General features: G+C 57.5%; 19 protein-coding genes, 1 pseudogene and 1 riboswitch. Of the genes and pseudogenes, 11 read left to right on the forward strand and 9 right to left on the reverse strand.

Annotated elements, in window-relative coordinates; all coding sequences use genetic code 11:
* Positions 1–91: 91 nt before the first annotated feature.
* The 3 genes from NG653_RS07450 (at position 92) to murI (ending at position 2,343) form a co-directional block, all read left to right on the forward strand.
* Positions 92–916 (forward strand): OmpH/Skp family outer membrane protein, encoded by an 825-nt coding sequence (locus NG653_RS07450; protein ID WP_252741286.1) that lies wholly within the window; start codon positions 92–94, stop codon positions 914–916.
* A 46-nt stretch (positions 917–962) separates the two neighbouring features.
* Entirely contained in the window at positions 963–1,472 is a 510-nt protein-coding gene (locus tag NG653_RS07455) for an OmpH/Skp family outer membrane protein (RefSeq protein WP_252741066.1), read from the forward strand.
* 82 nt (positions 1,473–1,554) lie between these two features.
* Positions 1,555–2,343, forward strand: a complete 789-nt coding sequence (gene murI / locus NG653_RS07460; protein ID WP_252741067.1) for a glutamate racemase — start codon at positions 1,555–1,557, stop codon at positions 2,341–2,343.
* Here murI and NG653_RS07465 read toward each other — a convergent pair.
* Both NG653_RS07465 and NG653_RS07470 read right to left on the reverse strand, forming a co-directional pair.
* On the reverse strand, positions 2,340–2,837 hold the full coding sequence (locus NG653_RS07465; protein WP_252741068.1) for a dihydrofolate reductase: 498 nt from the start codon (positions 2,835–2,837) through the stop codon (positions 2,340–2,342). The two genes, murI and NG653_RS07465, sit on opposite strands and share 4 nt — an antisense overlap.
* Positions 2,834–3,238, reverse strand: a complete 405-nt coding sequence (locus tag NG653_RS07470) for a 2TM domain-containing protein (protein ID WP_252741069.1) — start codon at positions 3,236–3,238, stop codon at positions 2,834–2,836. Before NG653_RS07470 ends, NG653_RS07465 begins: the two co-directional genes overlap by 4 nt.
* Positions 3,239–3,288: 50 nt before the next feature.
* Here NG653_RS07470 and NG653_RS07475 point away from each other — a divergent pair, with 50 nt between their 5' ends.
* Both NG653_RS07475 and NG653_RS07480 read left to right on the forward strand, forming a co-directional pair.
* Entirely contained in the window at positions 3,289–4,383 is a 1,095-nt protein-coding gene (locus tag NG653_RS07475) for an aminotransferase class V-fold PLP-dependent enzyme (protein WP_252741070.1), read from the forward strand.
* Between the two features lie 151 nt (positions 4,384–4,534).
* Complete coding sequence (locus tag NG653_RS07480) at positions 4,535–4,831, forward strand: isoamylase early set domain-containing protein (protein WP_252741071.1); 297 nt, start codon at positions 4,535–4,537, stop codon at positions 4,829–4,831.
* Between the two features lie 79 nt (positions 4,832–4,910).
* On the opposite strand, the gene NG653_RS07485 is transcribed toward NG653_RS07480, so the two are convergent.
* From NG653_RS07485 to NG653_RS07510, 6 genes are all read right to left on the reverse strand, one after another.
* Complete coding sequence (locus NG653_RS07485) at positions 4,911–5,735, reverse strand: thymidylate synthase (RefSeq protein WP_252741072.1); 825 nt, start codon at positions 5,733–5,735, stop codon at positions 4,911–4,913.
* Positions 5,736–5,831: 96 nt separating this feature from the next.
* Positions 5,832–6,842 (reverse strand): adenosine deaminase, encoded by a 1,011-nt coding sequence (gene add / locus NG653_RS07490; protein ID WP_252741073.1) that lies wholly within the window; start codon positions 6,840–6,842, stop codon positions 5,832–5,834.
* Positions 6,843–6,881: 39 nt separating this feature from the next.
* On the reverse strand, positions 6,882–8,240 hold the full coding sequence (locus NG653_RS07495) for a NupC/NupG family nucleoside CNT transporter (protein WP_252741287.1): 1,359 nt from the start codon (positions 8,238–8,240) through the stop codon (positions 6,882–6,884).
* Between the two features lie 103 nt (positions 8,241–8,343).
* A complete protein-coding gene (locus NG653_RS07500) occupies positions 8,344–8,973 on the reverse strand; it encodes a bifunctional nuclease family protein (RefSeq protein ID WP_252741074.1) in 630 nt (209 codons plus the stop codon).
* Between the two features lie 86 nt (positions 8,974–9,059).
* On the reverse strand, positions 9,060–10,028 hold the full coding sequence (locus NG653_RS07505; protein ID WP_252741075.1) for an electron transfer flavoprotein subunit alpha/FixB family protein: 969 nt from the start codon (positions 10,026–10,028) through the stop codon (positions 9,060–9,062).
* Positions 10,029–10,049: 21 nt separating this feature from the next.
* The gene (locus tag NG653_RS07510) at positions 10,050–10,796 is read right to left on the reverse strand and encodes an electron transfer flavoprotein subunit beta/FixA family protein (protein ID WP_252741076.1); all 747 of its coding nucleotides are present in this window, start codon (positions 10,794–10,796) and stop codon (positions 10,050–10,052) included.
* A gap of 173 nt (positions 10,797–10,969) precedes the next feature.
* On the opposite strand from NG653_RS07510, the pseudogene NG653_RS07515 reads away from it, so the two are divergent.
* The 4 genes and pseudogenes from NG653_RS07515 to NG653_RS07530 all read left to right on the forward strand — a co-directional run.
* Positions 10,970–11,956, forward strand: a pseudogene (locus NG653_RS07515) (pyruvate dehydrogenase complex E1 component subunit beta); the annotation flags it as partial.
* A gap of 155 nt (positions 11,957–12,111) precedes the next feature.
* Positions 12,112–14,604 (forward strand): DUF5686 and carboxypeptidase-like regulatory domain-containing protein, encoded by a 2,493-nt coding sequence (locus NG653_RS07520; RefSeq protein WP_252741078.1) that lies wholly within the window; start codon positions 12,112–12,114, stop codon positions 14,602–14,604.
* Between the two features lie 131 nt (positions 14,605–14,735).
* A complete protein-coding gene (locus NG653_RS07525; protein WP_252741079.1) occupies positions 14,736–17,129 on the forward strand; it encodes a sodium-translocating pyrophosphatase in 2,394 nt (797 codons plus the stop codon).
* 99 nt (positions 17,130–17,228) lie between these two features.
* Entirely contained in the window at positions 17,229–18,233 is a 1,005-nt protein-coding gene (locus tag NG653_RS07530) for an App1 family protein phosphatidate phosphatase (RefSeq protein ID WP_252741080.1), read from the forward strand.
* A gap of 12 nt (positions 18,234–18,245) precedes the next feature.
* On the opposite strand, the gene NG653_RS07535 is transcribed toward NG653_RS07530, so the two are convergent.
* Complete coding sequence (locus tag NG653_RS07535; protein WP_252741081.1) at positions 18,246–18,860, reverse strand: deoxynucleoside kinase; 615 nt, start codon at positions 18,858–18,860, stop codon at positions 18,246–18,248.
* A gap of 380 nt (positions 18,861–19,240) precedes the next feature.
* Between NG653_RS07535 and metK the strand changes: the two genes are divergently transcribed.
* Positions 19,241–20,497, forward strand: a complete 1,257-nt coding sequence (gene metK / locus NG653_RS07540) for a methionine adenosyltransferase (RefSeq protein ID WP_252741082.1) — start codon at positions 19,241–19,243, stop codon at positions 20,495–20,497.
* A 31-nt stretch (positions 20,498–20,528) separates the two neighbouring features.
* Positions 20,529–20,643: riboswitch (SAM riboswitch) on the forward strand.
* Between the two features lie 106 nt (positions 20,644–20,749).
* Positions 20,750–24,157: a bifunctional aspartate kinase/homoserine dehydrogenase I gene (thrA, locus tag NG653_RS07545; RefSeq protein ID WP_252741083.1), complete on the forward strand. Its 3,408-nt coding sequence runs from the start codon at positions 20,750–20,752 to the stop codon at positions 24,155–24,157.
* The last annotated feature ends 4 nt before the right edge of the window (positions 24,158–24,161 follow it).

Here is a 24,161-nt window from a genome sequence, read left to right on the forward strand (position 1 = left end):
CGTTTTCTTTCCAGGCTGAACTATTAAGTGGTTCATTTTAAAAGAAATACTTATTTTGGCACGATATTTTCTCTTATCTGGAAAGGCTGTGATGAACAAGAAGTGGAACCTGCTGCTTTGTGCCTGCCTCGCGGTGGGCATGGGATACGCCCAAAGGGGCGTGCGGATCGGGTATGTGGATATGGAATACATCCTGGAAAACGTGGAGGAGTATCGCGAGGCCACTGAGCAACTCGACAACAAGGTGGTGCAGTGGAAAATGGAGATGGAGGAGCGCCAGCGCCGCATCGACCAGATGAAACAGGACCTCGATGCCGAGCGCGTGCTGCTGACCGATCAGCTTATTGCCGAGCGGGAAGAAGAAATTGCCATCCTGGAAAAAGAGCTGCTCGATTACCAGCAGAACCGCTTTGGGCCCAGGGGCGACCTGGTGCTTCAGAAGCAACGGCTTATACAGCCTATCCAGGACCAGGTTTTTAATGAAGTGCAGAAAATAGGGGCCAACAAAAAGTACGATTTTATTTTCGATAAATCGGCGGATGTCGTAATGTTGTACTCCGAAAAAAGACACGATATCAGTGACTTGATCCTCCGCGGGATTGCGCGTACCCGACGGGTGAGCAGCCCGCCCAAATCCCCGACAAGTCAGTTGGATGCCTTCGAGGGGGAAGAGGAAGGGGAAGAGGTGATTTCTGAGGCCCTGCTTGAACGGCAACAGAAGGCGCAGCAGGCTGAAGAGGCACGCGCCAAAACCGCAGAAGAAAAGCGGGAAGAGGCCCTGAAGCTCAGGGAAGAGCGGCGCAAGGCTTATGAAGCCCGTCGCCAGAAGCTGCTCGAGGAACGGGAAGCGCGGAATAAGGCCAGGGAGGACGCCCGGAAGAAAGAAACGGAAACGAAAAAGGATACGATTAACTAACTCTAGAATTCATTAAATAATAACTTCAATTAGCAAATTTCTGATCATGAAACAACTGAAAAAGGTAGCTGTAGCAATACTATTGTTTGTCGCTGCTACGAGCTATGTCCAGGCCCAGAGCAAGGTAGCTCACATCGATGTGTCGGAGCTCCTTTCGCAAATGCCCGAAATGAACGCGGCCCAGGCGGAACTGAAGAAGCTTGAGGAAACCTACCGGGCCGATATCCAGGGTTCTGTGGAAGCGTACCGCAACAAACTCACCCAGTATAACAACGAGGCGAATTCCATGTCGCAGGAAGAGAACCAGAAGCGCGCCCTGGAATTGCAGGGGTTCGAGCGGAATATCGGGGAGGCCCAGCAGGCTGCCCAGCAGGAGCTGGCCCAGAAACAGGCTGAGCTCTTTGAGCCGATTTCCAAGAAAGCCAAAGATGCCATCGAAAAGGTGGCTGCCGCCCAGGGATACGATTATGTGATGGATGCCAGCCCCGGATCAGGGGTGATCGTTGCCAAGGGCAAGGATTTGCTGCCGGATGTGAAAAAGGAACTCGGTTTCTAAGTCCTGAATCCATAAAAAAGAAAAACCGCCCCAGGCCATCCGGGCGGTTTTTTTAATTTAGGCCTGCACCCAGCCCACCTTTATGAAAGACGCCCCTATTGGTTTTTTCGACTCCGGCCTCGGAGGGCTTACCGTCCGGGAGGAGGTCATGCGCTTGTTGCCGGGGGAACACACCTGCTACTTCGCCGACAGCGCCAATGCCCCCTATGGGGAGAAGGCACCCCTGGAGATCCTGGAGCTCAGCCGGCGCAACACCCGCTGGTTGCTGGGGATGGGGTGCAAGATGGTGGTGGTGGCCTGCAATACGGCAACCACCAACGCCATAGCGCAGCTTCGGGAGGAGTTCCCCGTCCCTTTTATTGGCATTGAGCCGGCCATAAAACCGGCAGCCCTGCAATCGGAAACTGGCAGGGTGGGGGTGCTGGCTACCCGGGGAACCCTGAGCAGCAGCCTTTTTGCCAGTACAACCCGCAACTTCGCCTCGGGGATCACGGTGATGGAGCAGGAGGGGTACGGGCTGGTGCGCCTTATTGAATCCGGGAAACTCGATGCCCCCGAAACCCGGGACCATCTGGAGCAGCTCCTCCAACCCATGATCAGGGCGGGCATAGACCACCTGGTCCTGGGGTGTACCCATTACCCCCTGCTCATCCCCCACCTGAGGGAAATCCTGCCCGTGGGGGTCAGGATTGTGGATCCCGGCCCGGCTGTGGCCCGGCAAACCCGGGCCGTACTGGAACAGCACGGTCTTCTGCGCCTGGCCGACGGCCCGGCCCGCCATGCCGTCTATACCTCTGGCAACCTGGCCGTAGCCAACCAAATGTTGTCCAGGCTGGGGCACCCTCCCCGGGCACTGCCGGTGCAGGGTTAAGGTCGGGGCCGGAAATGCTGTTTGGTAAAGGCAACCTCGTGGCGCGCGTCTCGGGGGTGGTATTCCGATTGCACCAGTTCCCATGCTTTGGGGTCCAGTTCCGGAAAGAAGGTGTCGGCTTCAAAATTGCCATGCACCCGCGTCAGGATGATCTGCGTGGCATGGGGGAGGGCCTGCCGGTAGATTTCCCCCCCTCCGATGACAAAGGCTTTTTCCCGGGAGGCTACAGCCTGTAGTGCCGCCTCAAGGGAATGCACCACCGTGCACCCCGGATGGCCTGCCGCGTAGTCGCGATCGCGGGTCACGATGAGGTGCCAGCGGTTGGGAAGGGGTTTGGGAAAGGTTTCGAAGGTTTTCCGCCCCATGATGATGGGATGGCCCGAAGTGGCCTTCTTGAAATGGGCAAAATCGTCGGGGAGGTGCCATGGGAGGTCCCCATCCCGCCCCAGTTCATTCGCCTCGCCGGCAGCGGCTATCAGTATGATTTCGTTCATTCTTTGGTCGGCTCGTTCTTTTGTGGTTCAGGGGGTTGGGGCAGGGGGTGGTCACGGGCTATTTCGGCTTCGAGTTTCCGAATCTTTTCCTGTTGCTTCTTCAGGAGTTTCTCCCGCTGCGCCCGCTCCCATTTTTTTCCCATAAAGGGGTCGATGAGGTAGACCTGGGCCAGGTGGACGACAAAGAAAAACCCCCAGGCGGTAATAGCCCAGAGATACCAGTCATGGGTGGCCCCGACTTTCAGGATCTTGTTGATCACCAACAGGAAAAGACCCCCGATCAGAAACACCACAAAATGGCGGTACAAACGCTTTTTCTGCCTGATCCTCAGCTGGGCATATTCCAGCAGCTCGTGCTGTTCGGGATTTAGTACCGGGTCTTTTTTTTGACGGAAGCGCATGCGTTTATGTATCTTTAAACAAAGATAACAGAATTCAAGCGTACCCCGCAATGGACGATTTTTCCCGCTTCCGCTCCGGTTTCCCAGCCCTGAGGCAATACACCTACCTCAACACCGCAGCCTGGGGCCTGATGCACGAAGACCTGCAGGAATGGCGGCAGGACCACGACCTCGAATTCCTCATCGGGGGCAGCGTGATGAAGATGGCGGCACTGCCCCTGCTGGAGCACACCAGGGAACGCCTGGGGCGATTTTTCGGGTGTGACCCGGGACGGATAGCCCTGAGCCCGAATTTTTCACTGGGGCTGAACCTGCTCCTGGAAGGCCTCGACAGCAGCAGCCGGGTCCTGTTGCTTGAAGGGGACTATCCTTCGCTAAACTGGCCCTTTGAAAGCCGGGGCTTCCCCATCTCCAGGATACCCCTGGCCGCCGACCTGGAAGCCCGGATCGAAACGGCCCTTGAGGCGGGCCCGGTGGAGGTGCTGGCGCTGAGCCTGGTGCAGTGGCTTAACGGCATCCTGGTGCGCCCTGAATTTCTCAGGGGGTTGAAGGAAAAGTACCCGGAGCTCCTGATCATTGCCGATGCCACCCAGTATGCCGGGGCATTTGCACTGGATTTTGAAGCCTCGGGCATCGATGTGCTTGGCGCCAGCGGGTACAAATGGCTGCTGGGCGGCAATGGAAACGGGTTTTTCCTGTTCAGCCCGCGGGCCGAAGAGCGCATTGTTGTGCGCTCCCATGGCTTTAATGCGGCAGGGGCCGACCCGGACCGCAAAGAGGGCATCCCTTTTGCCCGAAGGCTTGAACCCGGACACCTCGACACCCTTTGCTTCGGAAGCCTCGGTTTTGCCCTGGAGCAGTTGGAAAGACTCGGGATGGACCGGGTAGACCGCTATAACCGCGACCTGTCGGCCCGGGTAAAGCAGGCCCTGGCCTCCCTTTCCCTTCTCGATGCGCAGGTGCTCGGGCGCCAGGACCACAGTACCATTTTCAACATCCCGGAACCCGGGGGGCGGTACCGCTACCTGAAGGAACACGGGGTGGTCTGTGCCCCCCGCGGGGGCGGGATCCGGGTGAGCTTCCACTGTTATAATTCTGAAAATGACCTCGATAAACTGGTGGAACTGATCAAAAAAGCCCCCTGAACTTGCGGGTCCTTTAATTTGGCAGGTGGCTTTTTAGAAAGTTGAACAGATTGTAAAATCAATTTTACGAAATTCATAAATCTGTTTTAACTAATTGTCTTTTAACCCTTTTATGCGTTGCTTTGTCGTGAAATTTGAAACAACTCAAATCATGGCAATAAAGAAACAATACCTGAAAACCAAGCCTGTGTGCAAGGTAACCTTTACGGTTCCTGCAGAGGATGCAAAGAAAGTGGCAGTTGTAGGGGATTTCAATAACTGGAACCCCAAAGGCAGCATGCTGAAGAAACTTAAGAACGGTACCTTCAAAGGCACCTTCGACCTGCCCAGCGAGCAGAGTTTTGAATTCCGTTACCTGGTCGACGGCGAATACGTCAATGAAGACGCTGCAGACCGGTACCAGTGGAATGACTTTGCCGGTGCGGAAAACGCCGTTCTGGAACTCTGAACTTACCCCTATTGCAAAGCAAGAAGGGCCCTGCCATCCGGCAGGGCCCTTTTTTTGTCGGCATGCACCACGAGGGACCTTAAACAGCCACCTTCCCCTTGATGTGGGGGTGGGGGTCGTAATTTTCCAGGGTAAAGTCTTCAAAGCGAAAGGCGAACAGGTCGGTGACCCCGGGGTTCAGCGTCATGGTTGGCAATGGCCTGGGTTCCCGGCTGAGCTGCAGGTGGATTTGTTCCAAATGGTTGTTGTAGATGTGGGCATCGCCGAAGGTATGGATGAATTCCCCGGGCTGCAGGCCGCTGACCTGTGCCACCATCAGGGTCAGCAGGGCGTAGGAGGCAATGTTGAAGGGCACCCCCAGGAATATGTCGGCGCTACGCTGGTATAGCTGGCAAGAGAGCTTCCCGTCAGCCGCGTAGAACTGGAAAAAGGCATGGCAGGGGGGAAGGGCCGCCTTGCCTTCCGAGACGTTCGCTGCGAAAGATTTTGAAGTGTCCGGGAGGACCGACGGGTTCCACGCAGCCACCAGCATCCGCCGGCTGTCGGGGTTGGTTTTCAGGGTATGCAGGAGTTCCCTGATCTGGTCGATCCCCTCGCTGTTCCAGTTGCGCCACTGGTGTCCGTAGACCGGGCCCAGGTCGCCCTGCGCATCGGCCCATTCATTCCAGATGCGCACCCCGTTCTCCTGCAGGTACCCGATGTTGGTATCGCCTTTCAGAAACCACAGCAATTCGTGGATTACCGATTTTACGTGGATCTTCTTGGTAGTCACCAGGGGGAAGCCCTCTGAGAGGTTGAAGCGCATCTGATAGCCGAAAACACTGAGGGTGCCCGTTCCGGTGCGGTCCGATTTCAGGGTCCCGTGCTGCAGCACATGCTTTAAAAGGTCGTGGTATTGTTTCATGGCGGGCTGTTTTTCCCTGGGTTTGAAAAGTCCATAAAATTACGGATTCAGTCCCGGATCCGGGAACGGGGCGCCCTGCTTTTATCCACAGCCTTATCAACCTGCCGGGAGGGGGTAGGCGTCCAGGAGCCGCTTTCGGACCTTATCCTTAACTTCATCAGGCGCAAAGGCATGGGCAATGGCCTCGAGGTTGCACTTTCTGAAGTGCCCTAAATCCCACCCGAAGGCCTGTTCCAGGAGCCCGTATTCCCGGGTCAGATCCGTGTCGGAAATAGTCCTGGTATCGGTATTGATGCTCATGGAAATCCCGTTTTGGTAGAGGTAGTCGGCCGGGTGTTTGGCTAGGGTATCAAAGACGTTTACCTGAATATTGCTGGTGGGGCAAACCTCCAGGTGGAGGTTGTGATCGCGAATATAGTGCAGCAGGGCCGGGTCTTCAATACACCGCACCCCATGGCCAATGCGCCGGGGGCGGAAATGGCGGATGGTTTCCCACATGCTTTCGGCTCCCTTTGCCTCCCCTGCGTGGGCGGTACAGGGGATGCCGACCTTATGGGCATAGGCAAAGGCAGCCTTGTGGGCATCGATTGGGAAGCCCGCTTCATCCGCAGCAATATCGAACCCTGCCACCAGGGTATCGCGGAACCTTTCGCACAGGCCGATGGTTTCAAGGCTCTGTGGTTCGTCGAAATGCCGGAGCGTGCATAGGATAAGGCGCGCCTCGATGCCAGAGGTGCGGATTCCTTCCCCGGTGGCGTCCATAACGGCCTGCACCACTTCGGCCGGTGTTAGGCCGCGGGCCGTATGCAGCAGGGGGGCAAAGCGTATCTCGGCGTAGATGACCCGGTCCCTTTCCAATTGTTCAAACAGATCGAGGGTAACAAGGCGCAAATGTTCCGGGGTCTGCATCAGTTCGAATCCCTTTACCGCCCGTGAGATATAATCGGCCAGATCGGTGCACTTCGCCGGGGCTATAAAAGACTCCCGGTACGCCTCAAACGTGAGGTCGGGTTGGATACGCCGGGCCACCGAATAACTCAGGGAGCAATCCAGGTGCAGATGGAGTTCGACTTTGGGCAGGGCATTCAGGTCCATTAGAGTCGTCATTTGAGCGGGTTCGCATTTGGAGCCCGGATGGCCCGCGGGCTACCCCAGGATCATCCCGGCGATGGTGGCTGAAAGCAGGGAGGCCAGGGTACCGCCCAGCACAGCCCTCAGCCCGAACTCGGAAAGGGTTTTCCGCTGGCCCGGGGCCAGGGAACCAATCCCCCCGATCTGGATGCCGATGGAGGCGAAATTGGCAAACCCGCACAGCATATACGTTGCCATAATTACCGATTTCTGGTAACCCAGCCGGGTAGCGCTCGCAGCGTCCTTCAGTTCGGCCAGTTGGATGTAGCCGACGAATTCGCTCGCTGCCAGTTTGATCCCCAGTAGCTGCCCCATCATCATAATGTCGCTGCCCTCCACCCCGATGAGCCACATCAGCGGGGCAAAAAGTGCGCCCAGGAGGGCTTCCAGGGAAAGGGTTTCATATACGGTATTCCCGGCAATCCAGGAGTTGAGGGTCGTCAGGTCCCCCAGCCAGCCCAAAATCCCATTCACCATGGCGATAAAAGCCACGAAGACCAGGAGCATGGCCCCCACGTTTACCGCCAGTTTCAGGCCTTCCGTGGTGCCATTGGCGATGGCGTCGAGCAGGTTGCTGCCAATTTTTTCCCCTGAGATCCGGATTTCCCGGTCCACGGCTTCCGTTTGGGGATAGAGCATTTTGGAAATCACGATGGCCCCGGGGGCGGCCATCACCGAGGCCGCAATCAGGTGGCGGGCAAATTCGACCCGTAACTGGGGGTCGCTGCCCCCCAGGAAGCCGATGTAGGCTGCCAAAACCCCCCCTGCCACCGTGGCCATGCCCCCGATCATGACCAGGAGGATCTCCGACCGGTTCATTTTTTCCAGGTAGGCCTTGATCAGCAGCGGGGCCTCGGTTTGACCCAGGAAAATGTTCCCGGCAACGCTCAGGCTTTCCGGGCCGGAGATGCCGAGGCTTCGGGTGAGCAGCCAGGCCAGCCCTTTGACGATCTTCTGGATGATGCCCAGGTAATACAGCACGGAGGTCAGGGCCGAGAAAAAAATAATGGTAGGCAAAATCTGGAAGGCGAAAACGTAGCCGATGTTGGTGTTTTCAAGGTCCATGAGGTTTCCGAAAAGGAAGGTGCTCCCGGCTATGGTGAATTCCAGGATGCTGTTGAAGAACCCCCCCAGGACATTAAAGAACCATTGCACGGCGGGGACTTTGAGTACCCCGATGGCCAGCAGGAGCTGGAGGCCAAGGCCAATGCCCACGGTTTTCCACTTGATTTGCCTCCTGCGGGCGCTGAAGGCAAAGGCGACCAGCAAAAGGACTGCAAGCCCGAGCGCCCCACGGGCCAGGGAATCGAGGGTAAACCCCTCGTTCGGGATCAGGTGGCTGGCGATCTGGTCGGCAGCCGGGTCAGAGGCCATGGAGGCTGGGTGTGACGCCTGACCCATGGCGGTTTCCGGATGGAGGAAGGCCCCCATCAGGCACAGGGCCCACATCAGCGCCTTTACCCGCGGATTTTTCAATTCAGCTTTTTCGTTTGGAAATTTCGTCCCTGATTTTGGCAGCCTTTTCGTAGTCCTCGCTGGTGACCGCTTTTTCCAGTTCCTTGTGCAGCTCTTCAAGGGTCATCTCCCTGTAGGGGGCAGCCCCCCCGGGGTCCAGTTCCACAGCTTCTCCTTCCTGCAAAATTTCGTCCACCATAATGCTGTCATCCCCTTCCTCCTTATCCTTGTCCTTGGAGAATTTCAGGAAGATACCCGCTTTGTCCAGGATGGCCTTGTAGGTGAATATGGGCGCATCGAAGCGCAGGGCCAGGGCGATGGCATCGCTGGTTCGGGCGTCGATGATCTCCTCGATCTTGTCGCGTTCACAGATGATGCTGGAATAGAATACCCCGTCAACGAGTTTATGGATGATCACCTGTTTGATGACAATATCGAACCGGTCCGCAAAATTCTTGAAAAGGTCATGGGTAAGCGGGCGGGGCGGTTTGATCTCCTTTTCCAGGGCGATGGCAATGGACTGGGCTTCAAAAGCCCCGATAACGATCGGGAGTTTTCGCTCCCCGTCCACTTCATTCAAAATCAGCGCATACGCCCCGTTCTGGGTCTGACTATAGGAAATCCCTTTAATTTTTAACCTGACAAGGCTCATAGGAAGGTATAAAGCATGGAAGGGCTGTTAAACAACAGGGATGTCCGGTCATTTAACAGCCCCTTAAAGGGACAAATTAACAAAAATTAGCCGTTTTGAGCCTTAAATTCCTTTAATTTTTCGATCAACTCAGGCACTACCTGGAAGGCATCGCCCACCACCCCGTAGTCGGCCGCCTTGAAGAAGGGGGCTTCCGGGTCGGTATTGATCACCACCTTGGTCTTGGAGGCATTTACGCCTGCCAGGTGCTGGATGGCCCCTGAGATCCCAATGGCGATATAGAGGTTGCTCGCCACGGGTTTTCCGGTTTGCCCGACGTGTTCGCTATGCGGCCGCCACCCCAGGTCCGATACGGGTTTGGAGCAGGCGGTGGCTGCCCCGAGCACCCCGGCAAGCTCTTCGATCATGCCCCAGTTTTCGGGTCCCTTCAGGCCCCGGCCACCGGAAACGACGATCTCTGCATCGGCGATGGTCACCTTGTCGGATGCCTTGTCCACCGAAACGGGCTTTACCCCGAAGTCGGCATCGGCCAGGGCGGGAGCGAAGGCTTCAGCAGCAGCATTTACAGGGTTTTCCACTACCCCGAAGGCATTGTTGGAGACCCCGATAATGGATACATCCCCCAGGAGTTCGGTGTAGGCAAAGGCCTTGTTGCTGAAGGCAGTGCGCCGGACCACCAGGGATTCCCCGGGTTCCGGGAGGCTGACCACGTTGTTGACGTAGCCCGCTTTCAACAGCCCGGCCAGGATGGAAGCGGCGTATTTGGCATCGGTACTGGAACTGGTGACCACGATACGGGCCCCGGCCTGGGAAACCGCCTGTTTCAGGACAGCAGCGGTAGCCCGGGCATTGAAGGTTTTCAGGCGGTCTTCGCTCACCTGCAAGACCCTGCCAATGCCATAGGCGCCAAGGGCTTCCGGGTGGTCTGCGTTTATAGCCACCGCCACGGCCTCGACCCCGAGGGAAGCGGCGAGCTGGCTGGCATAACTTGCGACCTCAAAGGCATTTTTCCTGAAGGTGCCGTTTTCGGTTTCGGCATAGACGAGTACTGACATTTTCTGATTTTTAAGCGTTTATTAAATCACCTTGGCTTCTTTGTGGAGCAACTCGATCAATTCGTCGAGGTTATCGGCATCTACCAGTTTTACAGGCCCCCTCGGGGCGGGTTTTTCGAAGCGGAGATCCCTGGAACCATGGGCGGCATCCAGGGCGGGGACCACCGTAAGCTTCTTTTGGCGCGCCATCATGATCCCCCGCATGTTTGGGATCCGCAGGTCGCTTTCTTCCACCAGGCCTTTCTGCCCGCCGATGATCAGGGGCAGACGGGTCTCCAGGGTTTCCCTGCCGCCGTCGATTTCCCTTATGGCGGTAGCTTTGTCGCCATCCACCTCCAGGGAGATGCAGGTATTGACGAAGTTCATCTCCAGCATGGCCGCCATCATCCCGGGGACCATCCCCCCGTTATAGTCGATGGACTCCCTTCCGGCAATGACCAGGTCATAGCCCCCGTTTTTCACCACCTCGGCCAGTTGCCGGGCCACGAAGAGCCCGTCGGTCGGTTCCGCATCGATGCGGATGCCCTCGTCGGCACCAATGGCCAGGGCTTTCCTCAGGGTGGGTTCCACAGCGGGGCCCCCAACGGTGGCCACATGTACCAGGGCCCCCTGCTTTTCTTTCATCCACATGGCGCGGGTAAGGCCGAACTCGTCGTTCGGGTTGATGACGTATTGTACCCCTGTGGTATCGAAGGCCGTCTGGTCGGCGGTAAAATTGATTTTGGAAGTGGTATCGGGCACATTGCTGATACAAACCAGGATCTTCATAGAAGCGAGCGATTTTGCGTTTTTTACTGGGGACTAAGATAGCTATTTTATTTCTAAATTACTATGCATGCATAATAAAATTTACGGATTTTTTGGGTACGGGTCCCCCTGATTTGCGACGGATTTTTCTATTTTTGTGGGCATTTTAACCCCAAGCGCCCTGCGCGCCAGAACTTGAGCCTATGAGGACCATACAATTCAGAGAAGCCATTGCAGAAGCCATGTCCGAAGAGATGCGGCGCGATGAATCCATCTACCTGATGGGGGAAGAAGTGGCCGAATATAACGGGGCCTACAAGGCTTCAAAGGGAATGCTCGATGAATTTGGCCCAAGGCGGGTGGTGGATACCCCCATTTCCGAGCTTGGTTTTGCCGGGGTGGGCGTGGGTTCCGCCATGAACGGAAACCGGCCCATCATAGAATTTATGACCTTTAATTTTTCCCTGGTGGGCATTGACCAGATCATCAACAACGCGGCCAAGATGCGGCAGATGTCGGGCGGGCAGTTCAATATCCCCATCGTCTTCCGGGGACCTACCGCTTCAGCCGGACAGTTGGCTGCTACCCACTCCCAGGCCTTTGAAAGCTGGTTTGCGAATTGCCCGGGCCTTAAAGTCGTGGTGCCTTCCAACCCCTACGATGCCAAGGGCCTCCTGAAATCTTCCATCCGCGATGACGACCCCGTCATCTTTATGGAATCTGAACAGATGTATGGCGACAAGGGCGAGGTACCCGAAGGGGAATACACCATCCCCCTGGGCGTTGCTGATATTAAACGGGAAGGCACCGACGTCACCATCGTTTCCTTTGGGAAAATCATCAAAGAGGCCTATGCAGCCGCCGATACCCTTGCAGAAGAAGGGATATCCTGTGAAATCATCGACCTGCGCACGGTGCGGCCAATGGACCAGGAAACCATCCTGGCCTCGGTTCGCAAGACCAACCGCCTGGTGGTCCTAGAAGAGGCCTGGCCCTTTGGGAATGTGGCTACCGAGATTACCTACCTGGTGCAGAGCAAGGCCTTTGATTACCTGGATGCCCCCGTCGTCAAATTGAATACCGCCGATACCCCGGCCCCTTTTTCCCCGGTTTTGCTGGAGGAATGGCTCCCCAACCGGGACGATGTGGTAAAGGCCGTGAAAAAAGTCCTGTATAAATAAAACGGAAAAGTTGTAATACGGCCCCGTTTTTGACGACTTATCCGGGAAGACCCAACAGGCACAACCTATTCGACCCTATTTTTACCACGCCTTTTTCTGAGGATGTATACGGCCTGCCCCCCGGGAGGGAGTCAGGCCCCGGCAACACCTTATTCATGAAGAGACTCCTGGCCGTTCTGGTTTTCTGTTGGGCATCGCTGGCCATGGCGCAAACCAAGGTGGGCGGGATGGTCCTGGACCCGGAAGGGGACCCGGTCGCTTTTGCCAATGTGCTCTTCAAGAACTCCGGCGAGGGGACCATCACCAACGATGACGGGCGATTTTACCTGGAATCTGAGGCGCGGTATGATACCCTGGTGGTGTCTTTTGTGGGGTATGCCCGGCGGGAAATCGTTTTGCCCGGGAGGGTAAACCTCGGCATGGAGATCGTACTGGAGGAAGGGGAGCAGCTCGACGAGGTGATCGTCTACTCGGGGAAGCAATCCAAAAAGGACAACCCGGCCATCGAGATCCTCCGGAAGATCTGGGCAAAAAAGCGGCAGAATGGCCTGCGCCTGTTCCGGCAGTACCAGTATGACGAGTACGAAAAGATCCAGTTCGACCTGAATACCATCGACAGCGCCCTGATGGCCAGCCGGGTCTTCCGGGGGATGGAGTTTATCTTCGAAGACCTCGACACCTCCCGGATCACGGGGAAGACGTACCTCCCCGTCTTTATCAATGAAAAATTCAGCCGGGTATACGGCGACAATGCCCTTGGCCAGGAAAAACGCGACGTTCTGGGGAACAAAAACTCCGGCTTCAGCAACAACCAGGCCATCATCGCTTTTGTCCAGGACCTTTATGCCCCCTACGATATCTATGACAACTACCTGAAATTCTTCGATAAAAGCTTTACCAGCCCCCTCTCGCGAACGGGGATCGATACCTACAATTACGTCCTGGCCGACAGCGCCTTTATCGAAAACAAATGGTGCTACAACATCATCTATTACCCCAGGCGGAAGAACGAGCTGACCTTTAAGGGCGATTTCTGGGTGAACGATACCACGTTCGCCATCAAGAAGATCAACCTGCAGGTGACCCGCAGCGCCAATATCAATTGGGTGAAGGAAATCTATATCGAACAGGAATTCGAGGTGCTTTCCGATTCGGTATTCCTGCTCCGGCGCGATTACATGCTTTCGGATTTCGCGCTCAACAAGAAGGAAAAATCAAGGGGGGTGTACGGCAAGCGGACCACGGTTTACGACAATTACCGGTTTGACGTGCCCAAGCCCGGTAAATTTTACCAGCAGGAACTGAACCCGATTGACCCCCAGGTGATGCAACGCGACGACGGGTTCTGGGAAACCAACCGGCTGGAGGCCCTGAACCGGCAGGAACAGGGGATATATGCCATGCTGGACACCCTGAAAACAGTGCCAAGGTTCCAAACCTTTTACTACCTGGCCAGCGTTTTGGGCTCGGGCTATATCGAAATTGACAAATGGGATATAGACCTCGGCGACATCTACAGCGTTTGGGGGTACAATGAGGCGGAAGGCATCCGCCTCCGGGGCGGGGCCCGGACCTATTTCGGGCAGAACGACCCCTGGCGGCTCGAAGGCTATATGGCTTATGGCTTCCTCGACAAGAAATTTAAATACGGATTTTCAGGCAAATGGCTCCTGGACCCTGGAAGGCGACTGATCCTCTCCGGGGGGAACCGCCGCGATGTGGAACAGCTCGGGCTGAACCTCACGGCCACCACGGATGTCATGGGGCGGAGCATCGCCTCCGGCTCCATCCTCACAGTGGGCAACAACGACCGCCTTACCAACATCAACCTCAGTACCCTCACCCTCGAGATGGAGCCCATGGCGAACTTCAGGATCCGCTTCGGGGGGTCGTACCGTACCCTGAAGTCGGCCCTGCCCGAAGCCTTCAGCCTCGATTACCTCGATCCGTCAGCGCCCGGGGGCATTTCTTCCCAAATTCGGCAATTTGACCTGATTACCACCCTGATCTACACCCCTGGCAAGCGGACTATCGGCTATGGGGTCGACCGCCTCGACGTAAACGATAATTACAGCACCCTGTTCCTGAACTATACCCTGGGCCTGCAGGGGTTCCTCGAAAGCGATTTCGACTACCGCAAGCTGCAATTCTCCTATACCCAGCCCTGGCAGCTGGGGGGTTTCGGCCGGCTGACCACCTCCCTGGAAGCGGGGAAAACCTTCGGTTCCGTCCCCCTGGCCCTGCTTAACGTCGTGCCGGGCAACCAGACCTTCTTTACCATTTTCAACACCTTCCCCAACCTCGATTTCTACGAATTCGTGACCGACACCTACACCTCCCTCCACCTGGAGCATAATTTCAACGGGCGGCTCTTTTCGCGCATCCCCGTGCTGCGCGACCTGAACCTCAGGGAAATCGTCGGCATCAGGGGGGTGTGGGGGGAATTGTCCGATGCCAACCGGCTGCTGAGCAGCCCGACCAACATCCCCCTGCTGGCACCCACCGACCAGGTGTACTGGGAGTATTCCTTCGGGGTCGGGAACATCTTCAAGATCTTCCGCGTCGATTTCAACTTCCGGGGGAATTACCTCGACAATCCGGACGCCCGTGCCTTCAGTATCACCGGGGCCTTCGGCATCCATTTCTAAGCCCCGGGCGCCGGGGAGACCCTATGGGCCCTGAAGGCCGAGAGCGGACGCAAAGGGGAAAAAAAGTGTTTCATATTCCGTAGCCTTTTACTACTTTTGCCCCCGTTTTCAACCACTAAACAAGGGATATAATGGAACCAATCGTGAATTATCTATGGGCCTTCGGACTGCTTGGCCTGCTTTATGTGTTTGTGAAGAATGCATGGGTGGCCAAACAGGAAGTCGGAGATGCCAGGATGGCCCGGATCGCCAAGAATATCGCCGATGGGGCGATGTCCTTTTTAAAGGCGGAATATAAGATCCTGGCCGTTTTTGTATTTGCCCTGGCGATTCTCCTCGCTATAAAAGGGGAGCGCGAGACCGGCTCTAACTGGATGGTAGCCCTTTCCTTTGTGGTGGGCGCGGTTTGTTCCGCCCTGGCCGGATTTATCGGGATGCGCGTGGCCACCAAGGCCAACGTGCGGACCACCAACGCTGCCCGTACCTCCCTGGGAAAAGCCCTCGAAGTCGCCTTTGCCGGTGGTTCCGTTATGGGGATGGGCGTTGTGGGCCTCGGCGTACTGGGCCTGAGCGGCCTGTTTACCTTTTACAGCGGACAGGGATGGGCCATCGCAGAGGTCCTGAACGTCCTGTCAGGGTTCTCCCTGGGGGCTTCCTCCATTGCCCTTTTTGCCCGTGTGGGCGGGGGGATCTACACCAAGGCAGCCGATGTGGGCGCCGACCTCGTGGGTAAGGTGGAAGCGGGTATCCCCGAAGACCACCCCCTGAACCCTGCCACAATCGCCGACAACGTGGGCGACAATGTGGGGGACGTTGCCGGGATGGGCGCCGACCTCTTTGAATCGTATGTGGGCTCCATTATCGGAACCATGGTCCTTGGGGCCTCTTTTGTGGTACTTCCCGAGTTCCAGGGGGCTTTTGACGGCCTGGGTGCCGTGTATCTTCCCCTCGCCCTGGCCGGGGCCGGGATTGTCATGTCTATCCTGGGGACCTTCCTGGTCCGCGTCAGGGAAGGCGGTTCCCCCCACAAGGCCCTGAACCTGGGAGAATTTGGCTCAGCCTTCCTGACCCTGATCGTATCGTATTTCCTGATCACCAATATGCTGCCCGAGACCTGGATGCTGGGAGGCAAGGAATACAGCTCCCTGGGGGTTTTCCTGGCCACGATTGCGGGCCTTATCGCCGGCCTGCTGGTCGGGAAAATCACCGAATACTATACAGGTACCGGTACCAAGCCGGTATCGGCCATCGTGCGCCAGTCTGAGACCGGATCGGCTACGAATATCATCGCCGGCCTCGGGGTCGGGATGATGTCCACCGCCGTGCCCATTTTGCTCATTGCCGCCGCCATCCTGGTATCGCACCACTATGCCGGGTTGTACGGGATTGCCATCGCCGCCGTGGGGATGCTTGCCAATACCGGGATCCAGTTGGCCGTGGATGCCTACGGCCCCATTTCCGACAATGCCGGGGGCATCGCCGAGATGGCTGAACTCCCCAAAGAAGTCCGGGAACGCACCGATACCCTCGATGCCGTGGGGAATACCACTGCCGCCATCGGGAAAGGGTTTGCAATTGCTTCTGCAGCCCTTACGGCCCTGGCCCTTTTTGCCGCCTTTATGCAAACCGCAAACGTGGTCGCCATCGACGTATCCCGTCCGGATATCATGGCCGGCCTGCTGGTCGGGGGGATGCTGCCCTTCGTGTTCTCGGCCCTGGCCATGAACGCCGTAGGCCGCGCCGCCATGTCGATGATTGAAGAGGTGCGCCGCCAGTTCCGGGACATTCCCGAGTTGAAAGCGGCTTTGGGGATTATGCGTAAGTACGATTCCGACATGTCAAAGGCGAATGCTGAGGACCGCGCGATTTTCGATGCGGCTGATGGCAAGGCCGAATACGAAAAATGCGTGGCCATTTCCACCAAGGCGTCCATCAAGGAAATGGTACTCCCCGGGCTGTTGGCCATTGCCGTGCCCGTTGCCATCGGGTTTATCGGTGGGGCTGAAATGCTGGGGGGCCTGTTGGCCGGGGTTACTACTTCCGGCGTGCTGATGGCCATCTTCCAGTCCAACGCCGGAGGCGCCTGGGACAATGCCAAAAAAATGATCGAGGCGCAGGGCCGCAAGGGTAGCGATGCCCACAAGGCAGCTGTGGTCGGCGATACTGTAGGGGATCCATTCAAGGATACTTCCGGGCCTTCCCTGAATATCCTGCTGAAGCTGATCTCCGTGGTCGCCCTGGTGATCGCCCCGAGTATCGCCCTGTCTTCGGATGCGGTTACCGCCTATGTACAGGAAGAGGTGAAAAAAGAGGTGAGTGTCGACGTCACATTTAACCAGGCTGAAGGGGAGATCGCTTCTGCGTTAATCACCACCACTACTTCAAAGGATGGCGTGGAAACCATTGAAGAGGAAACCCTGACGGGGACCCTGGAAGAAATCCGGGCCGAAGTCGAAAGGCGTGCCGAAGCGGATGCAGAGGCCGGCCGGGTTGTCCGGAAGGTGGAAATAAAAGAGAAGGGATAAGCTTTCCAGGAGCTGTTATATAACAAACCCCGGGCATTCCTGCCCGGGGTTTTTTGATTATACGGCCCCGGGCATGGGGGTAATTCGTAACTTAGGCCCATGGCCTGGTTTGGAAAGAAAGACCCCCTTCAGATCGTCGCGTTTCGTACCTATGGGACCCCGGACCACCTCTATGTACGGGGCCGGGCCCTGGAAGACGAAACCATCGACCTGGCCAAAAAAGGTCCCCTGCAATTGCTGGCCAACAGCTGGAGGCGGTTTGAAACCGATGAAATCCGCCACACCCCCCTGCGGCTTCACCTGCCCGATGGCAGGGAAGTGGCGCTTAAAACGGATTCCCACGGGTATTACGTGCTGAACCAAACCCTGGGGAACCTCGCCCCCCTGGCGGGGGAAGAAGGCTGGCTCCCCTATGAGGTGTCCTTTGACCTGGAAGCGGAAGCGCACCCCATCCTGGGCGACAACCGGTTCCCGGGCTCCCTCCTGATCCCGCCCGCCAACGCGGCTTACGGGGTCATCAGCGATATTGACGACACCATTATGCATACGGGGGTCACTTCCTACCTCAAGTGGCAGGTGATTGCCAATACGCTTTTCAAACGGGCGGAACGCAGGATTCCCCTGCACGGGGCTGCGGCCCTGTACCACCGGTTGCACAAGGGCCGCAGCGGGACAGGGGCCAACCCGGTCTTCTATGTCAGCCACAGCCCCTGGAACTTGTACCGCTACCTCGAGTACTTCCTCCAGATGAACGGTTTCCCCAAGGGCCCCATCCTGTTGCGCAGCATGGCTACCCTGTTGGGCCGGATCGTGGAAGGCCACATCCCCCACAAGGAACACGAAATCCTGAATATCCTGAATACCTACCCCGACACCCCTTTCATCCTGATCGGCGACAGCGGGGAACGCGATGCAGACATCTACCTCGAGGTGGCCCGCCGGCATCCCGGCCGCATCCTGGCCATTTACCTGCGGTCGGTACGCCATGGCCGGAAGATGCGCAGGGTCCGCAGGCTGATTGCGCTGGAAGCCGAGGTTCCCGTGCTGCTGGTAGACCACAGCGATGAGGTGCTCGAACACGCCAGGGGCCTGGGGCTTGTGTAATAGGTAAAGGGCTTAAAAGAGCCCGTGGAATTCCGCGTCTATGCGGTTGATGACTTCCCCGAGGTGTTCGGGGTTATCCACGAAGTCGAGGTGGTCCACGTCGATAATCAGCAGGCGTCCGGTGTCGTATTTCTGCACCCAGGCTTCGTACCGCTCATTGAGGCGGCTGAGGTAATCGATCGAAATGGAGTTTTCGTATTCCCGGCCCCGTTTGTGGATCTGGTTCACCAGGTTAGGGATGGAGCTTCGCAGGTAGATCAGCAGGTCGGGCGGCTGCACCAGGCTTTCCATCAACTCAAAAAGGCTGATGTAGTTCTGGAAATCCCGGTTGGTCATCAGCCCCATGGCGTGCAGGTTGGGGGCAAAGATGTAGGCGTCCTCATAAATGGTCCGGTCCTGGATGACATTTCTGCCACTTTCCCGGATTTTTAATATTTGCCGGTAGCGGGTATTGAGGAAGTAAATCTGGAGGTTGAAACTCCACCGTTCCATCTGGGTGTAGAAATCATCCAGGTACGGATTGTCGACCACATCTTCGAAATGCGCCTCCCACCGGTAATGTTTGGCCAAAAGCTCGGTAAGCGTGGTTTTTCCTGCGCCGATATTGCCGGCCACCGCAATGTGCATGCTTGTAATCTTTGTCGTTTGGAGGTTTCCGTAAAAAAGGTACTTACAAATATAATAATGCCGGTGGCAATCGCCGGTTTTCCCCATCTCTATTTTTGAGTTTCTTTCCCAAAAGTTCCATTTGCCTCCGGCAAACCGGTTCACTTGCACTCCTTTAGGGGAAGATAGACGGAGTATTTGGCCCTCAGATTTTGCCGGCAAGTTCCTTTGTCCTATTTTTGCCCCAATCGCGAGGATAGATTTGACTGATTGCAACCTCGGACGCCGGGATTCCCGGATCGAAAAAATGCTAAAGCAGTAGGCGCCGCCCCCTGGCGGTTCCTTTCGCGCTGTTCCGCATTCTTTCCCCTCAGTCCGCTGTCCTCCCAACCTGTAGAGCAATGCCTTATTTGTTTACCTCAGAGTCCGTGAGTGAAGGACACCCCGATAAGATAGCCGACCAGATCAGCGATGCGCTTTTGGACCATTTCCTGGCGTTTGACCCTGAAAGCAAGGTGGCCTGCGAAACCCTGGTAACCACCGGGCAGGTCGTCCTGGCGGGCGAAGTAAAAAGCAATACCTATGTGGACCTGCAGCAGATTGCCCGGGAAACCATCAACCAGATTGGATATACAAAAGGGGAATACCGGTTCAGCGGGGATTCCTGCGGGGTGATTTCGCTGATCCACGAACAATCCCCCGACATCCTGCAAGGGGTGGAACGGATTCAGAAGGAACTGCAGGGGGCAGGCGACCAGGGAATGATGTTTGGGTATGCCACCCGTGAAACCGATAATTTCATGCCCCTGGCCCTCGACCTTTCGCACCGTATCCTTAGGGAACTGGCCGCCCTGAGGCGTGAGGCGGCTGATATGCCATACCTGAGGCCCGACGCCAAAGCCCAGGTGACCCTGGAGTATTCCGACGACCACCAACCCCTGCGCATCGATTCCATCGTGGTATCGACCCAGCACGACCCCTTCCACCCGGAAGATGCGGTTATGCTTGCCAAAATCAAGGAAGACGTCATCCGGATCCTCATCCCCAGGGTCAAGGCCGCACTGCCCCCCCGCATTCAGGCCCTCTTTGGAAGTGATATCACCTACCACATCAACCCGACGGGGAAATTCGTCATCGGCGGCCCCCACGGGGATACCGGGCTGACCGGACGGAAGATCATCGTGGACACCTATGGGGGTAAAGGGGCCCACGGGGGCGGGGCTTTCAGCGGAAAAGACCCCAGCAAGGTAGACCGCAGCGCAGCCTATGCCGCGCGGCATGCTGCAAAAAACCTGGTGGCGGCAGGGGTGGCCGATGAGGTGTTGATCCAGGTCAGCTACGCCATTGGGGTGGCGGAACCCACTTCTGTCACCATCAATACCCATGGTACTTCCCGGGTGCCCCTCTCCGACGGGCAGATCTCGGAAAAAGTGAAGGAATTGTTTGATATGCGCCCCGCCTTTATTGAAAAGCGGCTCAAGCTGCGCAACCCGATCTACCTGGAAACGGCCGCTTACGGGCATATGGGCAGGGAACCGCGCTGGGAAGACAAGGTTTACGAATCGCCCTACAGCGGCAGGGTGGAAACCCGGGTGGAACTCTTTACCTGGGAGAAATTAGATGCGGTAGATGCCGTGAAGCAGGCCTTTAACCTGTAAAAAGGCCTGCGACGTTCAGGATTTTAATGATGCGTTATCGAGAAAGGCGGAGGGACTGGACCCGGTGAAGCCTTGGCAACCCTGTGCCCCCGGGCAGAGAAGGTGCTACATTCTACCCCGGCGGGACCGCTGGGGAAAGATAACCCACCAGGGAGCCCGCCGGCTTTTCCTGCCTTTCTCCACGCAGATTTCAACAACCCTTGCAGGGTGCCCCGGGGTGTCCGGGGAACCCTGCAGCAACCATGTGAAGCGATGGAACATACCGGATTGAGGAAGATCCACCTGGAGGCCTTTACCACCCTGAGCGGGGTAACCCAACCCATAACCCTTTCCTACCAGCTTTTCGGGCAACCGCTCCACGCAGCCCCGGTGGTGATGGTCAACCATGCCCTTACCGGGAATTCCAATGTGGCCGGGGAGGGCGGATGGTGGACCGGGCTGGTGGGTCCCGGGAAATGCATCGATACCCGGCGCTTTGCCGTGCTCTGCTTCAATATCCCCGGGAACGGGTATGACGGCTTTTTGATCGGGAATTACAAAGATTTTGTGGCTGCCGACATCGCCCGGATTTTCCTGCTTGGCCTGGAATCCCTGGGGGTGGACCAGCTGTTCGCCCTGATCGGGGGTTCCCTGGGCGGGGGCATCGCCTGGGAAATGGCGGCCCTGAACCCCGGCCTGGCCAATCACCTCATCCCGGTGGCTTCCGATTGGAAATCGACCGACTGGCTTATCGCCAACTGCCAGATCCAGGAGCAGTTCCTGCTCAATTCCCGCAACCCGGTGCACGATGCCCGCATGCATGCCATGTTGTGCTACCGCACCCCGGAATCGTTCAAGCAGCGTTTCAAGCGGAGCACCAACGAGGAGTTGCAGGTGTTTAACGTGGAGAGCTGGTTGCACCACCACGGGAAAAAACTCCAGGAGCGCTTCCAGCTGGCCGCCTACAAGCTGACCAACCAGTTGCTCCGCACCATCGATATTACCCGGTCAGGGGAGGGGGCCTTCCGGGCCCTGGAGCAAAGCGGGACCACCATCCACATCATCGGGGTCGATTCCGACCTTTTTTTCACGGCCTCCGAAAACCGGGATACCTACAGGCAACTGGCCCAGGCGCGGAGCAATGTCACCTATGGGGAAATCCGGTCGGTCCACGGGCACGACGCCTTTTTGATCGAGCACGACCAGATGGCCGCCCTGCTCCGGCCCATTTTCCAGCAGGAAGAAACCGCTGCCCCCCTGAAAGTATTGAAATTCGGGGGTACTTCCCTGGCCAACGGGGACGGGCTGGAACGCGTCCTGAACATCATACAGGAAAAACACCGGGCCGGGGAACGCCTGGTGGTGGTGCTTTCGGCCCGGGAGAAGGCCACGGACCAGTTGCAGGACATGTTGGACCAGGCGGCCCGGGGGGACGATTACGCCCCCCTGTACCAGGCTTTTGTGGCTTATCAGCAGCACACCTTCACCGAGGTTGACCTTTCCGATGCCTTCCAGGGCCTGGGAAAACTGTTGGAAGGGGTACGCCTTCTGGGCGATTACAGCCCCAGGGTGCGCGACCAGGTGTGGGCGTTCGGGGAGTTGATCTCATCGCGCCTGGTCGCCCGGTTGCTAGCGGACAGGGGTGTCCCCGCCCAGTGGGTGGACACCCGCGAACTGTTGCGAACCGATGCACAATTCGGCGACGCCCGGCTCCTGGAGGGGCCTTCCCGGGAAAACGTGAGCCGTTGGTTCCAGGCACTGCCACAGGGGGTGGTGCCCGTGGTTACCGGGTTCATCGCGGCCACGGAGACTGGGGAAACCACCACCCTGGGCCGCAACGGGAGCAATTATTCCGCCTCCCTGCTGGCGAACTTCCTCAATGCGGATGAACTGGAAAACTATACGCATGTGGACGGCATCTATACGGCGAATCCCGACCTGGTTCCCGAGGCCCGGCGAATTGCCAGGCTTTCCTACGAGGAAGCCAACGAACTGGCGAATTTCGGGGCAAATATCCTCCATGCCAAGACCATCATCCCCCTGTTGGAAAAAAACATCCCCCTGCGGATCCGCAATACCTTCCGGGAAGACAGCGAAGGTACCCTGATCAGTGCTGAAGCCAGCCCCGACGGGGTTAGGTCGCTTTCCGCCATGGACCGCCAGGCCCTGGTGCACCTCGAGGGGCGCGGGCTGCTGGGCAGGGTGGGGGTGGACGCCCGGATCTTCAGGGCTCTCGGGCAGAATGGCATCAGTGTGGGGATGGTTTCCCAGGGATCTTCCGAACGCGGGATCGGCCTGGTAGTGCGGGCGGCGGATGCAGCCAGGGCCCAGGCCTCCCTGGAGGCGGAATTTGCGGACGACCTGAAATCGCGCGACATCAGCAGGATCTTCGTTACCCCCGATGTGGCCGTGGTATCAATGGTGGGACAGGACCTCAGCAGCTTCCATAAACCTTATAACGCCCTGATCCGCAACCAGGTGGTGCCATTGCTCTTCAACAATGCGGTAACCGGGAGAAACGTCAGCCTGGTGGTCCGAAAAGAGGACCTGCTCAAGGCCCTCAATGTGGTACACGGGCAGATTTTCGGAATCAGCAAAAAGATCAACCTGGCCCTGTTTGGCCTGGGGAAGGTAGGCGGCACCCTGGTGGGCCAGCTCCTCGATTCGGCAGACCAGATCGAAGCCCGGAAGGGCATCCGGCTCCGCATCGTCGCAATGGCCAATTCCAGCCGGATGCTGCTCGACCCTGCCGGGATCGGAAGGGACTGGAGGCAACGCCTGGAAGCTGCGCCTGCAGGATATTCCCTGGGGGACCTGTACCGCTTTGCGGATTCCCGTCACCTGGAGAACCTCATTGCGGTCGACAATACGGCCAGCGAACCCTTTACTGCCCATTATCCGGAGCTGGTAGCCAGGGGCTTCGACCTGGTTTCTTCCAACAAGATCGCCAACACGCTTCCCTATGCCAGCTACAGGGCCCTAAGGGACCGGTTGCGCACACACCAAAAGCAATACCTCTATGAAACCAACGTGGGGGCAGGGTTGCCCCTGATCGATACCATTAAGCTCCTGCACCTCTCCGGGGAAAATATCACTGGTATCCGGGGGGTCTTCTCCGGGTCCCTGAGTTTTATCTTTAATGAATTTTCCGAAGGGAAACGGCCGTTCTCCGAAATCCTCGGCGAGGCGATGGCCTCGGGGTATACCGAACCCGACCCCAGGGAAGACCTCTCTGGCAGCGATGTGGGCCGGAAACTGCTGATCCTGGCCCGGGAGCTCGACCTGCACAATGAATTCGGGGATATCCGTATCGAAAACCTTATCCCGGAAGCCTTGCAGGGGGTGTCCCTTCAAGACTTCCTGGAGCGGACCCCCGAACTGGACGCCCACTTCGACCGCCTGTTGCGCACCCTGCCCCGGGGGCAGGTGCTTCGGTACGTGGGGCAACTCTCCGGCGACCTGCAACAGGAGAAAGGTGCCATGGAGGTGAAGCTGGTGGCCGTGCCGGAGGGGAGCCCCCTGGGCCGGGTGCGGGGCGCCGATTCCCTCATTGAAATCTACACCGAATCCTACGGGGAACACCCCCTGGTGATCCAGGGCGCGGGGGCCGGGGCCGCGGTTACCGCCAGGGGGGTCTTTGGGGATATCCTCCGCATCGCCGAAAAGGGCGATTTAAACTAATTGC

It is taken from the genome of Robiginitalea marina (assembly GCF_024006985.1).
GTDB classification, from domain to species: domain Bacteria; phylum Bacteroidota; class Bacteroidia; order Flavobacteriales; family Flavobacteriaceae; genus Robiginitalea; species Robiginitalea marina.